This is a genomic window from Streptococcus mitis, from assembly GCF_047464945.1.
In the GTDB taxonomy this organism is placed as follows: Bacteria; Bacillota; Bacilli; order Lactobacillales; family Streptococcaceae; genus Streptococcus; species Streptococcus mitis_EA.
On record NZ_JASHAX010000005.1, the window covers coordinates 42,404 to 60,731 of the forward strand.

At 40.3% G+C, this 18,328-nt stretch carries 19 protein-coding genes and 1 riboswitch; of the genes, 16 read left to right on the forward strand and 3 right to left on the reverse strand.

Features of this window, described 5'->3' with window-relative positions:
• The first annotated feature begins 47 nt into the window (after positions 1-47).
• Together rpsB and tsf are read left to right on the forward strand one after the other, a co-directional pair.
• Positions 48-827, forward strand: coding sequence for a 30S ribosomal protein S2 (gene rpsB, locus QM424_RS07020; RefSeq protein WP_000268459.1), 780 nt, complete (start codon positions 48-50; stop codon positions 825-827).
• A gap of 78 nt (positions 828-905) precedes the next feature.
• Positions 906-1,946 (forward strand): translation elongation factor Ts, encoded by a 1,041-nt coding sequence (gene tsf / locus QM424_RS07025; RefSeq protein ID WP_000808071.1) that lies wholly within the window; start codon positions 906-908, stop codon positions 1,944-1,946.
• 121 nt (positions 1,947-2,067) lie between these two features.
• Here the strand turns inward: tsf and cysK are convergent, their stop codons facing one another.
• The 3 genes from cysK to QM424_RS07040 form a co-directional block, all read right to left on the reverse strand.
• Positions 2,068-2,994 (reverse strand): cysteine synthase A, encoded by a 927-nt coding sequence (gene cysK / locus QM424_RS07030; protein WP_000029883.1) that lies wholly within the window; start codon positions 2,992-2,994, stop codon positions 2,068-2,070.
• Between the two features lie 96 nt (positions 2,995-3,090).
• Positions 3,091-3,534, reverse strand: a complete 444-nt coding sequence (locus QM424_RS07035) for a PH domain-containing protein (protein WP_414393884.1) — start codon at positions 3,532-3,534, stop codon at positions 3,091-3,093.
• 15 nt (positions 3,535-3,549) lie between these two features.
• Positions 3,550-4,185, reverse strand: coding sequence for a YigZ family protein (locus QM424_RS07040; RefSeq protein ID WP_414393886.1), 636 nt, complete (start codon positions 4,183-4,185; stop codon positions 3,550-3,552).
• A 56-nt stretch (positions 4,186-4,241) separates the two neighbouring features.
• Between QM424_RS07040 and QM424_RS07045 the strand changes: the two genes are divergently transcribed.
• From QM424_RS07045 to QM424_RS07110, 14 genes are all read left to right on the forward strand, one after another.
• Entirely contained in the window at positions 4,242-5,540 is a 1,299-nt protein-coding gene (locus tag QM424_RS07045; protein WP_414393889.1) for an ATP-dependent helicase ComFA, read from the forward strand.
• Positions 5,537-6,199, forward strand: coding sequence for a ComF family protein (locus tag QM424_RS07050; protein WP_261053719.1), 663 nt, complete (start codon positions 5,537-5,539; stop codon positions 6,197-6,199). Before QM424_RS07045 ends, QM424_RS07050 begins: the two co-directional genes overlap by 4 nt.
• Positions 6,200-6,278: 79 nt before the next feature.
• The gene (gene hpf, locus QM424_RS07055) at positions 6,279-6,827 is read left to right on the forward strand and encodes a ribosome hibernation-promoting factor, HPF/YfiA family (protein WP_000599100.1); all 549 of its coding nucleotides are present in this window, start codon (positions 6,279-6,281) and stop codon (positions 6,825-6,827) included.
• Between the two features lie 135 nt (positions 6,828-6,962).
• Positions 6,963-8,936 (forward strand): GGDEF domain-containing protein, encoded by a 1,974-nt coding sequence (locus tag QM424_RS07060; RefSeq protein WP_414393891.1) that lies wholly within the window; start codon positions 6,963-6,965, stop codon positions 8,934-8,936.
• Positions 8,933-9,385 (forward strand): 50S ribosomal protein L9, encoded by a 453-nt coding sequence (gene rplI, locus QM424_RS07065; RefSeq protein ID WP_414393893.1) that lies wholly within the window; start codon positions 8,933-8,935, stop codon positions 9,383-9,385. The genes QM424_RS07060 and rplI overlap by 4 nt, the downstream gene beginning before the upstream one ends.
• 43 nt (positions 9,386-9,428) lie before the next feature.
• A complete protein-coding gene (gene dnaB, locus QM424_RS07070) occupies positions 9,429-10,787 on the forward strand; it encodes a replicative DNA helicase (RefSeq protein ID WP_000852491.1) in 1,359 nt (452 codons plus the stop codon).
• Positions 10,784-11,050, forward strand: a complete 267-nt coding sequence (locus QM424_RS07075) for a Veg family protein (protein WP_261275745.1) — start codon at positions 10,784-10,786, stop codon at positions 11,048-11,050. Before dnaB ends, QM424_RS07075 begins: the two co-directional genes overlap by 4 nt.
• 88 nt (positions 11,051-11,138) lie before the next feature.
• The gene (cbpD, locus tag QM424_RS07080) at positions 11,139-12,254 is read left to right on the forward strand and encodes a choline binding-anchored murein hydrolase CbpD (RefSeq protein WP_414393896.1); all 1,116 of its coding nucleotides are present in this window, start codon (positions 11,139-11,141) and stop codon (positions 12,252-12,254) included.
• 81 nt (positions 12,255-12,335) lie between these two features.
• Positions 12,336-12,438: riboswitch (TPP riboswitch) on the forward strand.
• A gap of 68 nt (positions 12,439-12,506) precedes the next feature.
• Positions 12,507-12,797 carry a thiamine-binding protein gene (locus tag QM424_RS07085; protein WP_004235758.1) on the forward strand — a complete coding sequence of 97 codons (291 nt, stop codon included), beginning with the start codon at positions 12,507-12,509 and terminating at the stop codon, positions 12,795-12,797.
• Positions 12,760-13,518 carry an ABC transporter permease gene (locus tag QM424_RS07090; RefSeq protein WP_194250903.1) on the forward strand — a complete coding sequence of 253 codons (759 nt, stop codon included), beginning with the start codon at positions 12,760-12,762 and terminating at the stop codon, positions 13,516-13,518. Before QM424_RS07085 ends, QM424_RS07090 begins: the two co-directional genes overlap by 38 nt.
• A 37-nt stretch (positions 13,519-13,555) precedes the next feature.
• Positions 13,556-14,563 (forward strand): ABC transporter substrate-binding protein, encoded by a 1,008-nt coding sequence (locus QM424_RS07095; RefSeq protein ID WP_176139292.1) that lies wholly within the window; start codon positions 13,556-13,558, stop codon positions 14,561-14,563.
• The gene (locus tag QM424_RS07100; protein ID WP_000136219.1) at positions 14,563-15,291 is read left to right on the forward strand and encodes an ABC transporter ATP-binding protein; all 729 of its coding nucleotides are present in this window, start codon (positions 14,563-14,565) and stop codon (positions 15,289-15,291) included. The genes QM424_RS07095 and QM424_RS07100 overlap by 1 nt, the downstream gene beginning before the upstream one ends.
• 118 nt (positions 15,292-15,409) lie before the next feature.
• Complete coding sequence (locus QM424_RS07105) at positions 15,410-15,868, forward strand: CtsR family transcriptional regulator (protein ID WP_414393898.1); 459 nt, start codon at positions 15,410-15,412, stop codon at positions 15,866-15,868.
• 1 nt (position 15,869) lies between these two features.
• The gene (locus QM424_RS07110; protein ID WP_414393901.1) at positions 15,870-18,302 is read left to right on the forward strand and encodes an ATP-dependent Clp protease ATP-binding subunit; all 2,433 of its coding nucleotides are present in this window, start codon (positions 15,870-15,872) and stop codon (positions 18,300-18,302) included.
• Positions 18,303-18,328: the final 26 nt, after the last annotated feature.

An 18,328-nucleotide genomic window follows, 5' to 3' on the forward strand; every position in this document is an offset into this window, starting at 1 on the left:
GCGAGTTGAAGTCAAGAAGAGGAAAAAAACAAAAAGGAGAAATACTCATGGCAGTAATTTCAATGAAACAACTTCTTGAGGCTGGTGTACACTTTGGTCACCAAACTCGTCGCTGGAACCCTAAGATGGCTAAATACATCTTTACAGAGCGTAACGGAATCCACGTTATCGACTTGCAACAAACTGTAAAATACGCTGACCAAGCTTACGATTTCATGCGTGATGCAGCAGCTAACGATGCAGTTGTATTGTTCGTTGGTACTAAGAAACAAGCAGCTGATGCAGTTGCTGAAGAAGCAGTACGTTCAGGTCAATACTTCATCAACCACCGTTGGTTAGGTGGAACTCTTACAAACTGGGGAACAATCCAAAAACGTATCGCTCGTTTGAAAGAAATCAAACGTATGGAAGAAGATGGAACTTTCGAAGTTCTTCCTAAGAAAGAAGTTGCACTTCTTAATAAACAACGTGCACGTCTTGAAAAATTCTTGGGTGGTATCGAAGATATGCCTCGTATCCCAGATGTTATGTACGTAGTTGACCCACATAAAGAGCAAATCGCTGTTAAAGAAGCTAAGAAATTGGGAATCCCAGTTGTAGCGATGGTTGACACAAACACTGATCCAGATGATATCGATGTAATCATCCCAGCTAACGATGACGCTATCCGCGCTGTTAAATTGATCACAGCTAAATTGGCTGACGCTATCATCGAAGGACGTCAAGGTGAAGATGCAGCAGCAGTTGAAGCAGAATTTGCAGCTTCAGAAGCTCAAGCAGATTCAATCGAAGAAATCGTTGAAGTTGTAGAAGGCGACAACGCTTAATTCATATAAATAGTAATTACCTAGGAGGGCGGGGCTTAGCCCGGCTCTCCTATTTTTAAAAAATATAGGAGAATCAAAATGGCAGAAATTACAGCTAAACTTGTAAAAGAGTTGCGTGAAAAATCTGGTGCTGGTGTTATGGACGCTAAAAAAGCGCTTGTAGAAACAGACGGTGACATCGAAAAAGCGATTGAATTGCTTCGTGAAAAAGGTATGGCTAAGGCAGCTAAGAAAGCTGACCGTGTTGCTGCAGAAGGTTTGACTGGTGTTTATGTTAACGGTAATGTTGCAGCAGTTATTGAAGTAAACGCTGAAACTGACTTCGTTGCGAAAAACGCTCAATTCGTTGAATTGGTAAATACTACAGCTAAAGTTATTGCTGAAGGAAAACCTGCTAACAATGAGGAAGCTCTTGCTTTGACAATGCCTTCAGGTGAAACTCTTGAAGCTGCATACGTATCTGCAACAGCAACTATCGGAGAAAAAATCTCATTCCGTCGCTTTGCATTGATTGAAAAAACAGATGCACAACACTTTGGAGCTTACCAACATAACGGTGGACGTATCGGTGTTATTTCAGTTGTTGAAGGTGGAGACGAAGCACTTGCTAAACAATTGTCAATGCACATCGCAGCGATGAAACCAACAGTTCTTTCTTACAAAGAATTGGATGAGCAATTCGTTAAAGATGAGTTGGCACAATTGAACCACGTTATCGACCAAGACAACGAAAGCCGTGCAATGGTTAATAAACCAGCTCTTCCACACTTGAAGTATGGTTCAAAATCTCAATTGACTGATGAAGTGATCGCCCAAGCTGAAGCTGACATCAAAGCTGAGTTGGCTGCAGAAGGCAAACCAGAAAAAATCTGGGACAAAATTATCCCAGGTAAAATGGATCGCTTCATGCTTGACAATACTAAAGTTGACCAAGCTTACACACTTCTTGCACAAGTTTACATCATGGATGATAGCAAGACAGTTGAAGCATACCTTGAATCAGTTAACGCTTCAGTAGTTGAGTTCGCTCGCTTTGAAGTTGGTGAAGGTATCGAGAAAGCTGCAAACGACTTTGAAGCTGAAGTTGCAGCTACAATGGCAGCAGCCTTGAATAACTAATTATAGAAAGGAAGTAAATTTGCTTCCTTTTTTCTATGCAGTCGATCCCTATAGGGAGAGCTTCCTATTTTCAAGGTAAAAACAAAAAGCCCTATAATAAGGGCCAATTGTATTTAGGAGACTAAACTTCAAATTCATAGAGTGCTGTAGAGAGATAACGTTCACCGTTATCTGGTGCTAGAGCAAGGACTTTTTTACCTGTACCTAATTTTTTGGCAACCTCGATGGCTCCGTAGATAGCTGCAGCTGAGGAAATCCCTACAAGGAAGCCTTCTTTTCCACCAATTTCACGTCCGAGTGCAAGAGCATCATCTGATGTTACACGAACGATACCATCATAGGCTTTAGTATCAAGTGTATCAGGAATAAATCCAGCTGAGATACCTTGAATTTTGTGAGGACCAGGTTTTTCACCAGATAGAATGGCGGATTCATCAGCTTCCACTGCATAAACTTGAATGTTTGAATTTGCTGATTTGAGTGCATGAGAAACACCAGAAATTGTTCCACCGGTACCAACTCCAGCAACAAAGGCATCTAATCCATCTTTACCGAAAGCAGCTAGTATCTCAGCTCCTGTTGTTCTTTCGTGTACTTCTGGATTAGCTGGATTGTCAAATTGAAGAGGAAGGAAACCATCACGTTCAGCAGCGATTTCTTGAGCCTTAGCAATAGCACCTTTCATTCCCTCGCTACCAGGAGTTAGGACGAGTTCAGCACCATAAGCTTGGATAATCTTACGTCGTTCCACACTCATAGTTTCAGGCATAACGATAACAACTTTATACCCTTTAGCAGCCCCTACCCATGAAAGTCCAATACCAGTGTTTCCACTTGTTGCTTCAACAATAGTAGAACCAGGTTTCAGAATACCGTCTTGTTCAGCTTTTTCAATCATGCTAAGAGCAATACGGTCTTTTACAGAAGAACCAGGGTTAAATGCTTCAAGTTTTACATAGACATCTGCAGCCCCTTCTGGCACAATATTGTTGAGTTTAACAATCGGAGTTTGACCGATTAGTTCAGTAATGTTGTTATAAATAGACATATGAATACCTCTTTGTATAAGATATCTCTAGTATAACGCTATCTATACCATTTGTAAAATATAGAAATCCTATCGAAGCGATAGGATTTTTTTATATCATAGGTCTAAGCCATTAATTTTTAAGCGATTGTGATAGGCTAATTCTAGTAAATATGTATAAAGTGGAACGATATCTGTTTTCTTAGGGAATTCAAATCTGTGAACACTAAAATGTTCATTATGTGCTTTTAGAAAGATATTTTCTAAATAAGTAATAGTAATTTCACTATCATCTATACCTGCTCCCGCAGTTTCCATTTCAACGTTAACAATGTTCATCAAAAAGATTGATTTAATAGACATCTTACGACCAGTAGCGCCTTGTTTATCTGTAAAGATAATACGTATATTGGTAAATATAATTGAGTCACGAATAAGTTTATATCCACTTTGAATTTCTTCGTTTTCTAGTAAATATTGTCCATATTCTTTGATAAGAGTTTCTTTGTTTTGCTCGCTAAAGTTACCAGCGAGTCCTTGAATGAACTTTCCAAATGCCATATTTCTCTCCTTTGTTTACACTAAGTTTACAGGAACTTCAACTTCTCGTAAACCTTGATCAGTTAAGGTAACTTTTCCATGAAAAAACTCTACCAATGCGGCTTTAATATTTTCTTTTTCTTCTTTATCAACATAAATCATCGTATTGACTTGATCTGTAAAGTTTGTATCCAGCTCCATGAGAGTATGTTCTTTAAGGAAGTTATTATATTCTTGGTACTGAGTGTAAGACATTTGAATAGCAATGCCAGCCTGTTCCTTTATTTCAATGATGCCAATTTCTTTGACAGCTAAGGCGACACTACCTGCGTAAGCACGAATCAATCCTCCAGCGCCTAGCTTAATGCCACCAAAGTAGCGTGTTACGACCACACAGACATTGGTGAGATTGTGATTTTCTAGTACCCCAAGCATGGGAACGCCAGCAGTACCACTGGGCTCACCATCATCACTTGTACGTTTAATTTCACTACGCTCCCCAATAATAAATGCTGAGCAGTTATGCGTAGCTTTGTAGTGTTCCTTTTTAATGGCAGTAATGAAGTCACGAGCCTCTTCTTCGCTATAAACACGCTTGGCATGACAGATAAAGCGTGATTTTTTGATTTCTTCTTGGACTTGACCGTCTTCTTTAATTGTTTTAAATTCCATGATTTAATTGTACTAAAAAATCATCTAAAGCGCTAGGTTTTTACGAATAAAGAAGTATGAAAGTAAATCCTAATTATCTTGGTCGTTTGTTTACGGAGAATGAATTAACAGAAGAGGAACGTCAGTTGGCGGAGAAACTTCCAGCAATGAGAAAGGAGAAGGGGAAACTTTTCTGTCAACGTTGTGATAGTGTTATTCTGGAGGAATGGTATCTACCTATTGGTGCCTACTATTGTCGGGAATGCTTGCTGATGAAGCGAGTTCGGAGTGATCAAGCTTTATACTATTTTCCGCAGGAGAATTTTCCGAAGCAAGAAATTCTTAAATGGCGTGGTCAATTAACTCCTTTTCAAGAGAAGGTGTCAGAGGGACTAATTCGAGCTGTCGACAAGCAAGAGCCAACCTTGGTACATGCGGTGACAGGAGCTGGAAAGACAGAAATGATTTATCAAGTAGTGGCTAAAGTGATTAATGCGGGAGGTGCAGTGTGTTTGGCCAGTCCTCGCATAGATGTTTGTTTGGAGCTGTATAAGCGCCTGCAAGATGATTTTGCTTGCGAGATAGCCCTCCTACATGGAGAATCGGAACCTTATTTTCGAACACCACTAGTTGTTGCGACGACCCATCAGTTATTGAAGTTTTATCAAGCTTTTGATTTGCTGATAGTGGATGAAGTAGATGCTTTTCCTTATGTTGATAATCCCACGCTTTACCATGCTGTCAAGAATAGTGTAAAGGAGAATGGGCTGAGAATCTTTTTAACAGCGACTTCGACCGAGGAGTTAGATAGGAAGGTTCGTATAGGAGAATTAAAACGATTGAGTTTGCCAAGACGATTTCACGGGAATCCGTTGATTATCCCTAAACCAGTTTGGTTATCTGATTTTAATCGCTACTTAGATAAGAATCGTTTGTCACCAAAGTTAAAGTCTTATATTGAGAAGCAGAGAAAGACAGGTTATCCGTTACTCATTTTTGCTTCAGAAATTAAGAAAGGGGGACAGTTAAAAGAAATCTTACAGGAGCAATTTCCAAATGAGAAAATTGGCTTTGTATCTTCTATCACAGAAAATCGATTAGAGCAAGTACAAGCTTTTCGAGATAGAGAACTGACAATACTTATCAGTACGACAATCTTGGAGCGTGGAGTTACCTTCCCTTGTGTGGATGTTTTCGTAGTAGAGGCCAATCATCGTCTGTTTACCAAGTCTAGTTTGATTCAGATTGGTGGACGAGTTGGACGAAGCATGGATAGACCAACAGGAGATTTGCTTTTTTTCCATGATGGGTTAAATGCTTCAATCAAGAAGGCAATTATGGAAATTCAGCAGATGAATAAGGAGACGGGGCTATGAAGTGCTTATTGTGTGGGCAGACTATGAAGTCTGTTTTAACTTTTAGTAGTCTCTTACTTCTGACGAATGATGCCTCTTGTCTTTGTTTAGATTGTGATTCTACTTTTGAGAGAAATGGAGAAGAGTACTGTCCAAACTGTATGAAAACAGGATTGTCAACAAAGTGTCAAGATTGTCAATTTTGGTGTAAAGAAGGAGTTGAAGTCAGTCATAGAGCGATTTTTACTTACAATCAAGCTATGAAGGATTTTTTCAGTCGGTATAAGTTTGATGGAGACTTCCTTTTAAGAAAAGTTTTTGCTTCAGTTTTAAGTGAGGAGTTAAAAAAGTACAAAGAGTATCAATTTGTTGTAATTCCCCTAAGTCCTGAAAGATTGCTCGAGAGGGGATTTAACCAGGTTGAAGGTTTAGTTGAAGCAGCAGGGTTTGCGTATCTGGATTTATTAGAAAAGAGAGAAGAGCGAGCTAGTTCTTCCAAAAGTCGCTCAGAGCGTTTGGCAACAGAACTTCCTTTCTTTGTCAAAAGTGGAGTCACTATTCCTAAAAAAATCCTACTTATAGATGATATTTATACTACTGGAACAACTATAAATCGTGTGAAGAGACTGCTGGAAGAAGCGGGTGCTGAGGATGTGAAAACATTTTCCCTTGTAAGATGAGGAAAAAATTTGCAAAAATAAAATGAAAGCGTTATAATGAAATCAGAAAAACAAAAATGTTTAGAAAGAAGGTACTCATATGATTAAATATAGTATCCGTGGTGAAAACCTAGAAGTAACAGAAGCAATTCGTGATTATGTAGTTTCTAAACTCGAAAAGATCGAAAAGTATTTTCAAGCTGAACAAGAGTTGGATGCTCGAGTTAACTTGAAGGTGTATCGTGAAAAAACTGCTAAAGTGGAGGTAACGATTCCACTTGGATCAATTACTCTTCGTGCAGAAGATGTGTCTCAAGATATGTATGGTTCAATTGACCTTGTAACCGATAAAATTGAACGTCAGATTCGTAAAAATAAAACAAAAATCGAGCGTAAAAATAAAAATAAGGTAGCAACTAGTCAATTATTTACAGATGCTTTGGTGGAAGATCCAAATGTTGTCCAATCTAGAGTTGTTCGTTCAAAACAAATTGATTTAAAACCAATGGATTTGGAAGAAGCTATTCTACAGATGGATTTGTTGGGACATGATTTCTTTATCTATGTGGATGTTGAAGATCAAACAACTAATGTGATTTATCGTCGTGAAGATGGCGAGATTGGACTGTTAGAAGTTAAAGAATCTTAATTTCAATATGTGTAAAGGAAGGTTTACTGAATTGTAAACCTCCTTTTTCTTATAATTGATAGAATTACTGATTACACTTTTAAAAAGTCGCTTTTTGGTGGTTATTATGGTATAATGGGTGCCAAGAGGTTTGGAATGAAAAAATTTTATGTAAGTCCTATTTTCCCCTTAATATTAGGAATAGTGGCGTTCGGAGTGCTATCTGTGCAACTTGTTTTTGTAACGAATACACTGGTAACGCTATTTCTTTTGCTACTTATTTTGGGGTCATATATTTTACTATTCATCCATCAGAGAGACTACTACTCAAGGAGTGAAGTAGAACAAATCCAGTATGTAAACCACCAAGCTGAAGAAAGTTTGACAACCTTGTTAGAACAGATGCCTGTCGGAGTTATTAAATTAGACTTGTCGTCAGGTGAAGTTGAATGGTTTAATCCTTATGCTGAATTGATTTTGACTAATGAAGTGGGCGAGATTGATGTGGCATTAATTCAAACAATTATCAAGGCATCGGTAGGAAATCCAGGTTCTTATGCTACCTTGGGTGAGACCCGCTATTCGGTTCATATGGACAAGGTGTCTGGAGTTCTTTACTTCTTTGATGTGTCTGGAGAATACGAAGCGACTGTTGAGTTAGTAACGAGTCGACCTGTGATTGGGATCGTTTCCGTTGACAACTATGATGATTTAGAAGATGAAACATCGGAGTCTGATATCAGTCATATCAATAGTTTTGTAGCCAATTTTGTTTCAGAATTTGCTGGTAAACATGCCATGTTCTCCCGTCGAGTAAGTATGGATCGCTTTTATCTATTTACGGACTACACGGTGCTTGAGGGATTGATGAACGATAAATTTTCTGTTATTGATTCTTTCAGAGAAGAGTCGAAACAGAGACAGTTGCCCTTGACCTTAAGTATGGGATTTTCTTATGGTGATGGAAATCATGATGAGATAGGGAAAGTTGCATTGCTCAACTTAAACTTGGCTGAAGTGCGTGGTGGCGACCAGGTGGTTGTCAAGGAGAATGACGAAACGAAAAATCCCGTTTATTTTGGTGGTGGATCTGCGGCGTCAATCAAGCGTACAAGGACACGTACGCGCGCTATGATGACAGCTATTTCAGATAAAATTAAAAGTGTAGATCAGGTTTTTGTAGTTGGTCATAAAAACCTTGATATGGATGCTTTGGGTTCTGCTGTAGGTATGCAGTTATTTGCTAGTAATGTAACAGAAAATAGTTATGCTCTTTATGATGAAAAACAAATGTCGCCGGATATTGAACGAGCTGTTTCATTCTTAGAAAAAGAAGGAGTTACGAAGTTGTTGTCTGTTAAGGATGCAATGGGGATGGTAACCAATCGTTCTTTGTTGATTCTTGTAGACCATTCAAAGACAGCTTTAACTTTATCGAAAGAATTTTATGATTTATTTACCCAAACTATTGTTATTGACCACCATAGAAGGGATCAGGATTTTCCAGATAATGCGGTTATTACTTATATCGAAAGTGGTGCAAGTAGTGCCAGTGAGTTGGTAACGGAATTGATTCAGTTCCAGAATTCTAAGAAAAATCGTTTGAGTCGTATGCAAGCAAGTGTTTTAATGGCTGGTATGATGCTGGATACTAAAAATTTCACCTCACGAGTGACTAGTCGGACATTTGATGTTGCTAGCTATCTCAGAACGAGAGGAAGTGATAGTATTGCTATCCAAGAAATCGCTGCAACAGATTTTGAAGAATATCGTGAGGTCAATGAACTGATTTTACAGGGGCGTAAATTAGGTTCAGATGTATTGATAGCAGAGGCTACGGACTCGAAATGCTATGATACGGTTGTTATTAGTAAGGCAGCAGATGCCATGTTAGCTATGTCAGGTATTGAAGCGAGTTTTGTTCTTGCGAAGAATACACAAGGATTTATCTCTATCTCAGCTCGAAGTCGTAGTAAACTGAATGTACAACGGATCATGGAAGAGCTGGGAGGTGGAGGTCACTTTAATTTGGCAGCAGCTCAAATTAAAGATTTAACCTTGTCAGAAGCAGGTGAAAAACTGACAGAAATTGTATTAAATGAAATAAAGGAAAAGGAGAAAGAGGAATGAAAGTAATCTTTTTAGCAGATGTTAAAGGAAAAGGTAAAAAAGGCGAAATTAAGGAAGTACCAACAGGGTATGCACAAAACTTTCTTATCAAAAAGAACCTAGCCAAAGAAGCGACTGCTCAAGCGGTAGGTGAGCTTCGTGGTAAACAAAAATCTGAAGAAAAAGCTCACGCTGAGATGATTGCAGAAGCAAAAGCAATTAAAGCCCAACTTGAAGCAGAAGAAACTATTGTAGAATTTGTTGAAAAAGTTGGTCCAGATGGCCGTACTTTTGGTTCTATTACCAGTAAGAAAATTGCAGAAGAATTGCAAAAGCAATTTGGAATTAAGATTGATAAACGTCATATTCAAGTACAAGCTCCGATTCGAGCAGTTGGTTTGATCGATGTGCCAGTGAAAATCTATCAAGATATCACAAGTGTGATCAATCTTCGTGTGAAAGAAGGATAAATTTACACCTTCTTGACAAGATTGTAAAAGGAAGGGAAGTCTGATGGCAGAAGTAGAAGAGTTACGAGTACAACCTCAAGATATCTTAGCTGAGCAATCCGTTTTAGGGGCTATCTTTATTGACGAGAGTAAGCTTGTTTTTGTGCGAGAATACATTGAGTCTCGGGACTTTTTTAAGTATGCCCATCGTTTGATTTTTCAAGCTATGGTCGATTTATCCGATCGTGGGGATGCCATAGATGCAACAACGGTTCGTACTATCCTTGATAATCAAGGTGATTTGCAGAATATTGGCGGCTTGTCTTACCTGGTTGAGATTGTCAATTCTGTGCCAACTTCTGCTAATGCGGAGTATTATGCTAAAATTGTTGCAGAAAAGGCTATGTTACGGCGATTAATCGCTAAGTTGACAGAGTCTGTCAATCAAGCTTACGAGGCTTCGCAACCAGCTGATGAAATCATTGCTCAGGCAGAAAAAGGCCTGATTGATGTCAGCGAAAATGCTAATCGAAGCGGATTTAAGAATATTCGAGATGTGTTGAATGTCAACTTTGGAAATCTGGAAGCTCGCTCGCAACAAACGACCGATATTACAGGTATTGCGACAGGCTATCGTGATTTAGATCATATGACGACTGGTCTGCATGAAGAGGAGTTGATTATCTTAGCAGCTCGTCCAGCGGTTGGTAAGACAGCCTTTGCCTTGAATATTGCACAGAATATTGGGACTAAGTTGGACAAAACTGTTGCTATTTTTTCACTGGAAATGGGTGCGGAAAGTCTAGTGGACCGTATGTTAGCGGCAGAAGGTTTGGTGGAATCTCATTCTATCCGTACGGGTCAATTGACTGATGAGGAGTGGCAAAAATATACCATTGCTCAAGGGAATCTAGCGAATGCAAGTATCTATATCGATGATACGCCAGGGATTCGGATTACAGAGATTCGTTCTCGTTCACGTAAATTGGCTCAAGAAACTGGAAATCTTGGTTTGATTTTGATAGACTACCTTCAATTGATCACGGGAACTGGTCGGGAAAACCGCCAACAAGAAGTTTCAGAAATTTCTCGTCAGTTGAAAATTTTAGCTAAGGAACTGAAGGTTCCCGTAATTGCTCTGAGTCAGTTGTCTCGTGGTGTAGAACAACGTCAGGATAAGAGGCCAGTCTTGTCTGATATTCGTGAATCTGGGTCTATTGAGCAGGACGCTGATATCGTAGCCTTTCTTTATCGCGACGACTACTATGAGCGTGGTGGTGAAGAAGAGGAAGGCATACCAAATAATAAGGTAGAAGTTATTATCGAGAAAAACCGTAGTGGAGCTCGTGGAACAGTGGAATTAATTTTCCAAAAAGAATACAATAAATTTTCAAGTATTTCAAAAAGGGAGGAAATAAGATGACAGATGCATTTACAGATGTAGCTAAGATGAAAAAAATTAAAGAGGAAATTAAGTCGCATGAGGGTCATGTAATCGAAATGACTTTGGAAAATGGGCGTAAGCGCCAAAAAAATAGATTGGGTAAGCTAATTGAAGTTTATCCATCCCTATTTATCGTGGAATTTGGGAATGTTGAAGGAGATAAACAAGCTAATGTTTACGTTGAGTCCTTTACTTACTCAGATATCCTTACGGAAAAGAATTTGATTCATTATCTTGACTAAAGTGAGAAATTTTCTCACTTTTTCTTTTTTCTCCGAATAGTTTAAGTGAAGGCAATCTTCGATTTATATTATTTTTCAAGGAGGAAGAATGAAAGTTTTACCATTCAAAGTAACAGAGATAGGATTTTCTTTGAGAAAATCAGTTAAAAAGGTTGTTCCTTTTTTAGCAGTAGGATTGATGCTAGTAGCGAGTGATAGTGTATATGCCTATTCTGGAGAAAATGGATCGATTGCGCGTGGGGATGATTATCCTGCTTACTATAAAAATGGGAGTCAGGAAATTGATAAGTGGCGCATGTACTCTCGTCAGTGTACTTCATTTGCAGCCTTTCGCTTGAGTAGTGTCAATGGTTTTGAGATTACAGGAGCTTATGGAAATGCGAATGAATGGGGCTATCGTGCTCGTCGTGAAGGCTATCGTGTAGATAGTGTACCAACGATTGGATCTATTGCTTGGTCTACTGCAGGAGGATATGGTCATGTTGCCTGGGTTTCAAATGTAATGGGGGATAATATAGAAATTGAGGAATACAACTATGGTTATACAGGATCCTATAATAAACGAATTATAAAAGCAAATACGATGACAGGATTTATTCATTTTAAAGATTTGGATGGAGGGAATGTCGTAAGTAGTAGCAACGTATTCAATAGTCAACCTTTGTCTTCTTCAGGAGGAACACATTATTTTAAGAATAAGGCAGCTATTAAAAATCAACCTTTAGCTAGTGCAACTTCAATTGCCTATTATTCTCCAGGTGAGAGTGTTCATTATGATCAGATACTTGAAAAAGATGGATACAAGTGGTTGAGTTATATATCTTATAGTGGAAGTCGTCGCTATATTCAGTTAGAGGAGGTTGTGTCATCGCAGAATCAAACAGAAGGTAGTTCCAATGATGTTCTGACTGTTGGTTGGAAGAAAATAAATGGTAGTTGGTATCATTTCAAATCAAATGGGTCTAAATCAACGGGATGGCTGAAAGATGGTTCTAGCTGGTATTATTTGAAACCATCTGGTGAAATGCAGACAGGCTGGTTAAAGGAAAATGGCTCGTGGTATTATCTGGATAGTTCAGGGGCAATGAAAACGGGCTGGTACCAAGTATCTGGTAAGTGGTATTATTCTTACTCTTCAGGTGCCTTAGCTGTTAATACGACGGTGGATGGCTACAGAGTAAACAGTGATGGAGAACGAGTATAGAAAATTAGAGTAGGAAATTTTTCCTACTTTTTCTGTAAGCAGTTTCCTTGACATTTTTTTTATTTTGCGCTATCATATGTCCATATAATATATGGGAGTCTGTGTACAGTCTGAGAGGAAGCGTTAAGCTTCGACCGCACCTGATCTGGGTAATGCCAGCGTAGGGAACGATACTTAGTCTATTCTGCACCTTTTCCATATATGGTAAAGGTTTTTCTTTTTGTCAAAGGAAAACGAGAAGAGGAGGTTCTTATGAAAGCAAGCATCGCCTTGCAAGTTTTACCCCTATCGCAGGGGATTGATCGGATAGCTGTTATCGATCAGGTCATTGCTTATCTGCAAGCTCAAGAAGTGACCATGGTGGTGACACCATTTGAAACGGTCTTGGAAGGGGAGTTTGATGAGCTTATGCGCATTCTCAAAGAAGCGCTAGAGGTGGCAGGGCAGGAGGCAGATAATGTCTTTGCCAATGTCAAAATAAATGTAGGAGAGATTTTAAGTATTGATGAGAAACTTGAAAAGTATACTGAGACGACACATTAGTCTATTGGGCTTTCTAGGAGTCTTGTCAATCTGGCAGTTAGCAGGTTTTCTTAAACTTCTCCCCAAGTTTATCCTGCCGACACCTCTTGAAATTCTCCAGGCCTTTGTTCGTGATAGAGAATTTCTCTGGCACCATAGCTGGGCGACCTTGAGAGTGGCTTTACTGGGGTTGGTTTTGGGAGTTTTGATTGCCTGTCTCATGGCTGTACTTATGGATAGTTTGACTTGGCTCAATGACCTGATTTACCCTATGATGGTGGTCGTTCAGACCATTCCGACCATTGCCATAGCTCCTATTCTAGTCTTGTGGCTAGGTTATGGGATTCTGCCCAAGATTGTCTTGATTATCTTGACGACAACCTTTCCTATCATCGTCAGCATTTTGGACGGTTTTAGGCATTGTGACAAGGATATGCTGACCTTGTTTAGTCTGATGCGGGCCAAGCCTTGGCAAATCCTGTGGCATTTTAAAATTCCAGTCAGCCTGCCTTACTTTTATGCAGGTCTGAGGGTCAGTGTCTCCTACGCTTTTATCACAACAGTGGTATCTGAGTGGTTGGGAGGCTTTGAAGGACTAGGTGTCTACATGATTCAGTCCAAGAAACTGTTTCAGTATGATACCATGTTTGCTATTATTATTCTGGTATCGATTATCAGTCTTCTCGGTATGAAGCTGGTCGATATTAGTGAAAAATATGTTATTAAATGGAAACGTTCGTGAGATAAGAATGTTTCAAAAAAGAAAAGAGGAAATTGAAATGAAGAAAACATGGAAAGTGTTTTTAACTGTTTTAACAGCTCTTGTAGCTGTTGTGCTTGTAGCTTGTGGTCAAGGAACTGCTTCTAAGGATAATAAGGAAGCAGAACTTAAGAAAATCGACTTTATCTTAGACTGGACGCCAAACACCAACCACACGGGGCTTTATGTTGCCAAGGAAAAAGGTTATTTCAAAGAAGCTGGAGTGGATGTTGATTTGAAATTGCCACCAGAAGAAAGTTCTTCTGATTTGGTTATCAATGGTAAGGCACCATTTGCAGTCTATTTCCAAGACTACATGGCTAAAAAATTGGAAAAAGGAGCAGGAATTACTGCCGTTGCAGCTATCGTAGAGCACAATACATCAGGAATTATCTCTCGTAAATCTGACAATGTAGCTAGTCCAAAGGACTTGGTTGGTAAGAAATATGGTACATGGAATGACCCAACTGAACTTGCTATGTTGAAAACCTTGGTAGAATCACAAGGCGGAGATTTTGAAAAAGTTGAAAAAGTACCAAACAACGACTCAAACTCTATCACACCGATTGCTAATGGAGTATTTGATACTGCATGGATCTACTATGGATGGGATGGTATCCTTGCCAAATCTCAAGGTGTAGAGGCTAACTTCATGTACTTGAAAGACTACGTTAAAGAATTTGACTACTACTCACCAGTTATCATCGCCAACAATGACTATTTGAAAGATAACAAAGAAGAAGCACGTAAAGTCATCCAAGCTATCAAAAAAGGTTACCAATATGCCATGGAGCATCCAGAGGAAGCAGCTGATATCCTCATCAAAAATGCACCTGAACTCAAGGAAAAACGTGACTTTGTCATCGAATCTCAAAAATACTTGTCAAAAGAATACGCAAGCGACAAGGAAAAATGGGGTCAATTTGACGCAGCTCGCTGGAATGCCTTCTATAAATGGGATAAAGAAAATGGTATCCTTAAAGAAGACTTGACAGACAAAGGCTTCACCAATGAATTTGTGAAATAATGACAGAAATTAGACTAGAACACGTCAGTTATGCCTATGGTCAGGAGAGGATTTTAGAGGATATCAACCTACAGGTGACTTCAGGAGAAGTGGTTTCCATCCTAGGCCCAAGTGGTGTTGGAAAGACCACCCTCTTTAATCTAATCGCTGGGATTTTAGAAGTTCAGTCAGGGAGAATTGTCCTTGATGGGGAGGAGAATCCCAAGGGGCGCGTGAGTTATATGTTGCAAAAGGATCTCCTCTTGGAGCACAAGACGGTGCTTGGTAATATCATTCTGCCACTCTTGATTCAAAAAGTGGATAAGGCGGAAGCCATTGCCCGCGCGGATGAAATTCTTGCGACCTTTCAGCTAACGGCTGTAAGGGATAAATATCCTCATGAACTGAGTGGGGGGATGCGTCAGCGTGTAGCCTTGCTTCGAACTTACCTTTTCGGGCACAAGCTCTTTCTCTTGGATGAGGCCTTTAGTGCCTTGGATGAGATGACCAAGATGGAACTCCACGCTTGGTACCTTGAAATTCACAAGCAGTTGCAGCTAACAACCTTGATTATTACTCACAGTATCGAGGAGGCACTCAATCTCAGCGACCGCATCTATATCTTGAAAAATCGCCCTGGGCAGATTGTTTCAGAAATTAAACTAGATTGGTCTGAAGATGAGGATAAGGAAGTCCAAAAGATTGCCTACAAACGTCAAATCTTGGCAGAATTAGGCTTAGATAAGTAGAAAAAGAGGGAGTTGGTGAAGATTATCCTTTACCAGCGCCCTTTTTCTTTTAAAAATAAGAAAATTTCGGTATAATAGTCAAAGATAGTCAAGGTTCAAAGAGAGAGGTGGGTTTGTAATGAGATTTAAAAATACATCGGATCATATTGAGGCCTACATCAAGGCGATTTTAGATCAATCTGGAATTGTGGAGTTACAACGGAGTCAGTTGGCAGATACTTTTCAGGTTGTTCCTAGTCAGATTAACTATGTGATCAAGACACGCTTTACGGAAAGTAGAGGCTACTTGGTTGAAAGTAAGCGTGGTGGTGGAGGCTACATTCGTATAGGACGGATTGAGTTTTCTAGTCATCATGAAATGCTCCGAGAACTGCTTTACTCGATTGATGAGCGGGTCAGTCAAGAAATTTATGAAGATATTCTGCAGCTTTTGGTTGAGCAGGAATTGATGACCAAGCAGGAGATGAATTTGCTAGTATCAGTAGCTTTGGATTGTGTTCTAGGAGAAGAAGCTCCAGTTGTTCGAGCAAACATGCTACGACAGGTCATACAAGAGGTAGATAGAAAAGGGAAGTAAGATGAACTATTCAAAAGCATTGAATGAATGTATCGAAAGTGCCTACATGGTGGCTAGCCATTTTGGAGCTCGTTACCTAGAGTCATGGCATTTGTTGATTGCCATGTCCAATCACAGTTATAGTGTGGCAGGGGCAACTTTAAATGATTATCCATATGAGATGGACCGTTTAGAAGAGGTCGCTTTGGAACTGACTGAAACGGACTATAGCCAGGATGAAACCTTTACGGAATTGCCGTTCTCCCATCGTTTGCAGGTTCTTTTTGACGAAGCAGAGTATGTAGCGTCAGTGGTCCATGCTAAGGTGTTAGGGACAGAGCACGTCCTTTATGCGATTTTGCATGATGGCAATGCCTTGGCGACTCGTATCTTGGAGAGGGCTGGTTTTTCTTATGAAGACAAGAAAGATCAGGTTAAGATTGCTGCTCTTCGTCGAAATTTAGAAGAACGGGCAGGCTGGACTCGTGAAGACCTCAAGGCTTTACGCCAACGCCATCGTACAGTAGCTGATAAGCAAAATTCTATGGCCAATATGATGGGCATGCCCCAGACTCCAAGCGGTGGTCTCGAGGATTATACGCATGATTTGACAGAGCAAGCGCGTTCTGGCAAGTTAGAACCAGTCATCGGTCGGGACAAGGAAATCTCGCGTATGATTCAAATCTTGAGCCGTAAGACCAAGAATAATCCTGTCTTGGTTGGAGATGCTGGTGTCGGGAAAACAGCTCTGGCGCTTGGTCTTGCCCAGCGTATTGCTAGTGGTGATGTACCTGCGGAAATGGCTAAGATGCGCGTGTTAGAGCTTGATTTGATGAATGTCGTTGCAGGGACACGCTTCCGTGGTGACTTTGAAGAGCGCATGAACAATATCATCAAGGATATTGAAGAAGATGGTCAAGTAATTCTATTTATCGACGAACTCCACACCATCATGGGTTCTGGGAGCGGGATTGATTCGACCCTGGATGCGGCTAATATCTTGAAGCCAGCCTTGGCGCGTGGAACCTTGAGAACAGTTGGTGCGACCACTCAGGAAGAATATCAAAAACACATCGAAAAAGATGCGGCCCTTTCTCGTCGTTTCGCCAAAGTGACGATTGAAGAGCCAAGTGTTGCAGACAGCATGACCATTTTACAAGGCTTGAAGGCGACTTATGAGAAACATCACCGTGTGCAAATCACAGATGAAGCGGTCGAAACAGCCGTTAAGATGGCCCATCGTTACTTGACTAGCCGTCACTTGCCAGACTCTGCTATCGACCTCTTAGATGAAGCAGCGGCAACAGTGCAAAATAAGGCTAAGCATGTAAAAGCAGACGATTCAGGTTTGAGTCTAGCTGACAAGGCCTTGATGGATGGCAAGTGGAAACAGGCTGCCCAGCTAATCGCAAAAGAAGAGGAAGTACCTGTCTATAAAGACTTGGTGACAGAGTCTGATATTTTGACCACCTTGAGTCGCTTGTCAGGTATCCCCGTTCAAAAACTGACTCAGACTGATGCCAAGAAATACTTAAACTTGGAAGCTGAACTGCACAAACGTGTCATCGGTCAAGATCAAGCTGTTTCAAGTATTAGCCGTGCGATTCGCCGCAACCAGTCAGGGATTCGCAGTCACAAGCGTCCGATTGGTTCCTTTATGTTCTTAGGGCCTACAGGTGTCGGTAAGACCGAATTGGCTAAGGCTCTAGCAGAAGTTCTTTTTGATGACGAATCAGCCCTTATCCGCTTTGATATGAGTGAGTATATGGAGAAATTCGCAGCCAGCCGTCTTAACGGAGCTCCTCCGGGCTATGTGGGTTATGAAGAAGGTGGGGAGTTGACCGAGAAGGTTCGCAACAAACCATACTCTGTTCTCCTCTTTGATGAGGTAGAAAAAGCCCACCCAGACATCTTTAATGTCCTCTTGCAGGTCTTGGATGATGGTGTCTTGACCGATAGCAAGGGTCGCAAGGTTGACTTTTCAAATACCATTATTATTATGACGTCAAATCTTGGTGCGACAGCCCTTCGGGATGACAAGACTGTCGGATTTGGGGCTAAGGATATTCGTTTTGACCAGGAAAATATGGAAAAACGCATGTTTGAAGAGTTGAAAAAGGCTTATAGACCGGAATTCATCAATCGTATTGATGAAAAGGTGGTCTTCCATAGTCTGTCTAGCGACCATATGCAGGAAGTGGTGAAGATTATGGTCAAACCTTTAGTGGCAAGTTTGGCTGAAAAAGGCATTGACTTGAAATTACAAACTTCCGCACTGAAATTATTGGCAAATCAAGGATATGACCCAGAGATGGGAGCTCGTCCACTTCGCAGAACCTTGCAAACAGAAGTGGAAGACAAGTTGGCAGAACTTCTTCTCAAGGGAGAATTAGAGGCAGGCAGTACACTTAAGATTGGTGTTAAAGCAGGCCAGTTAAAATTTGATATTGCATAAAAACGAGGTCGGGACAAAGTTCCCGA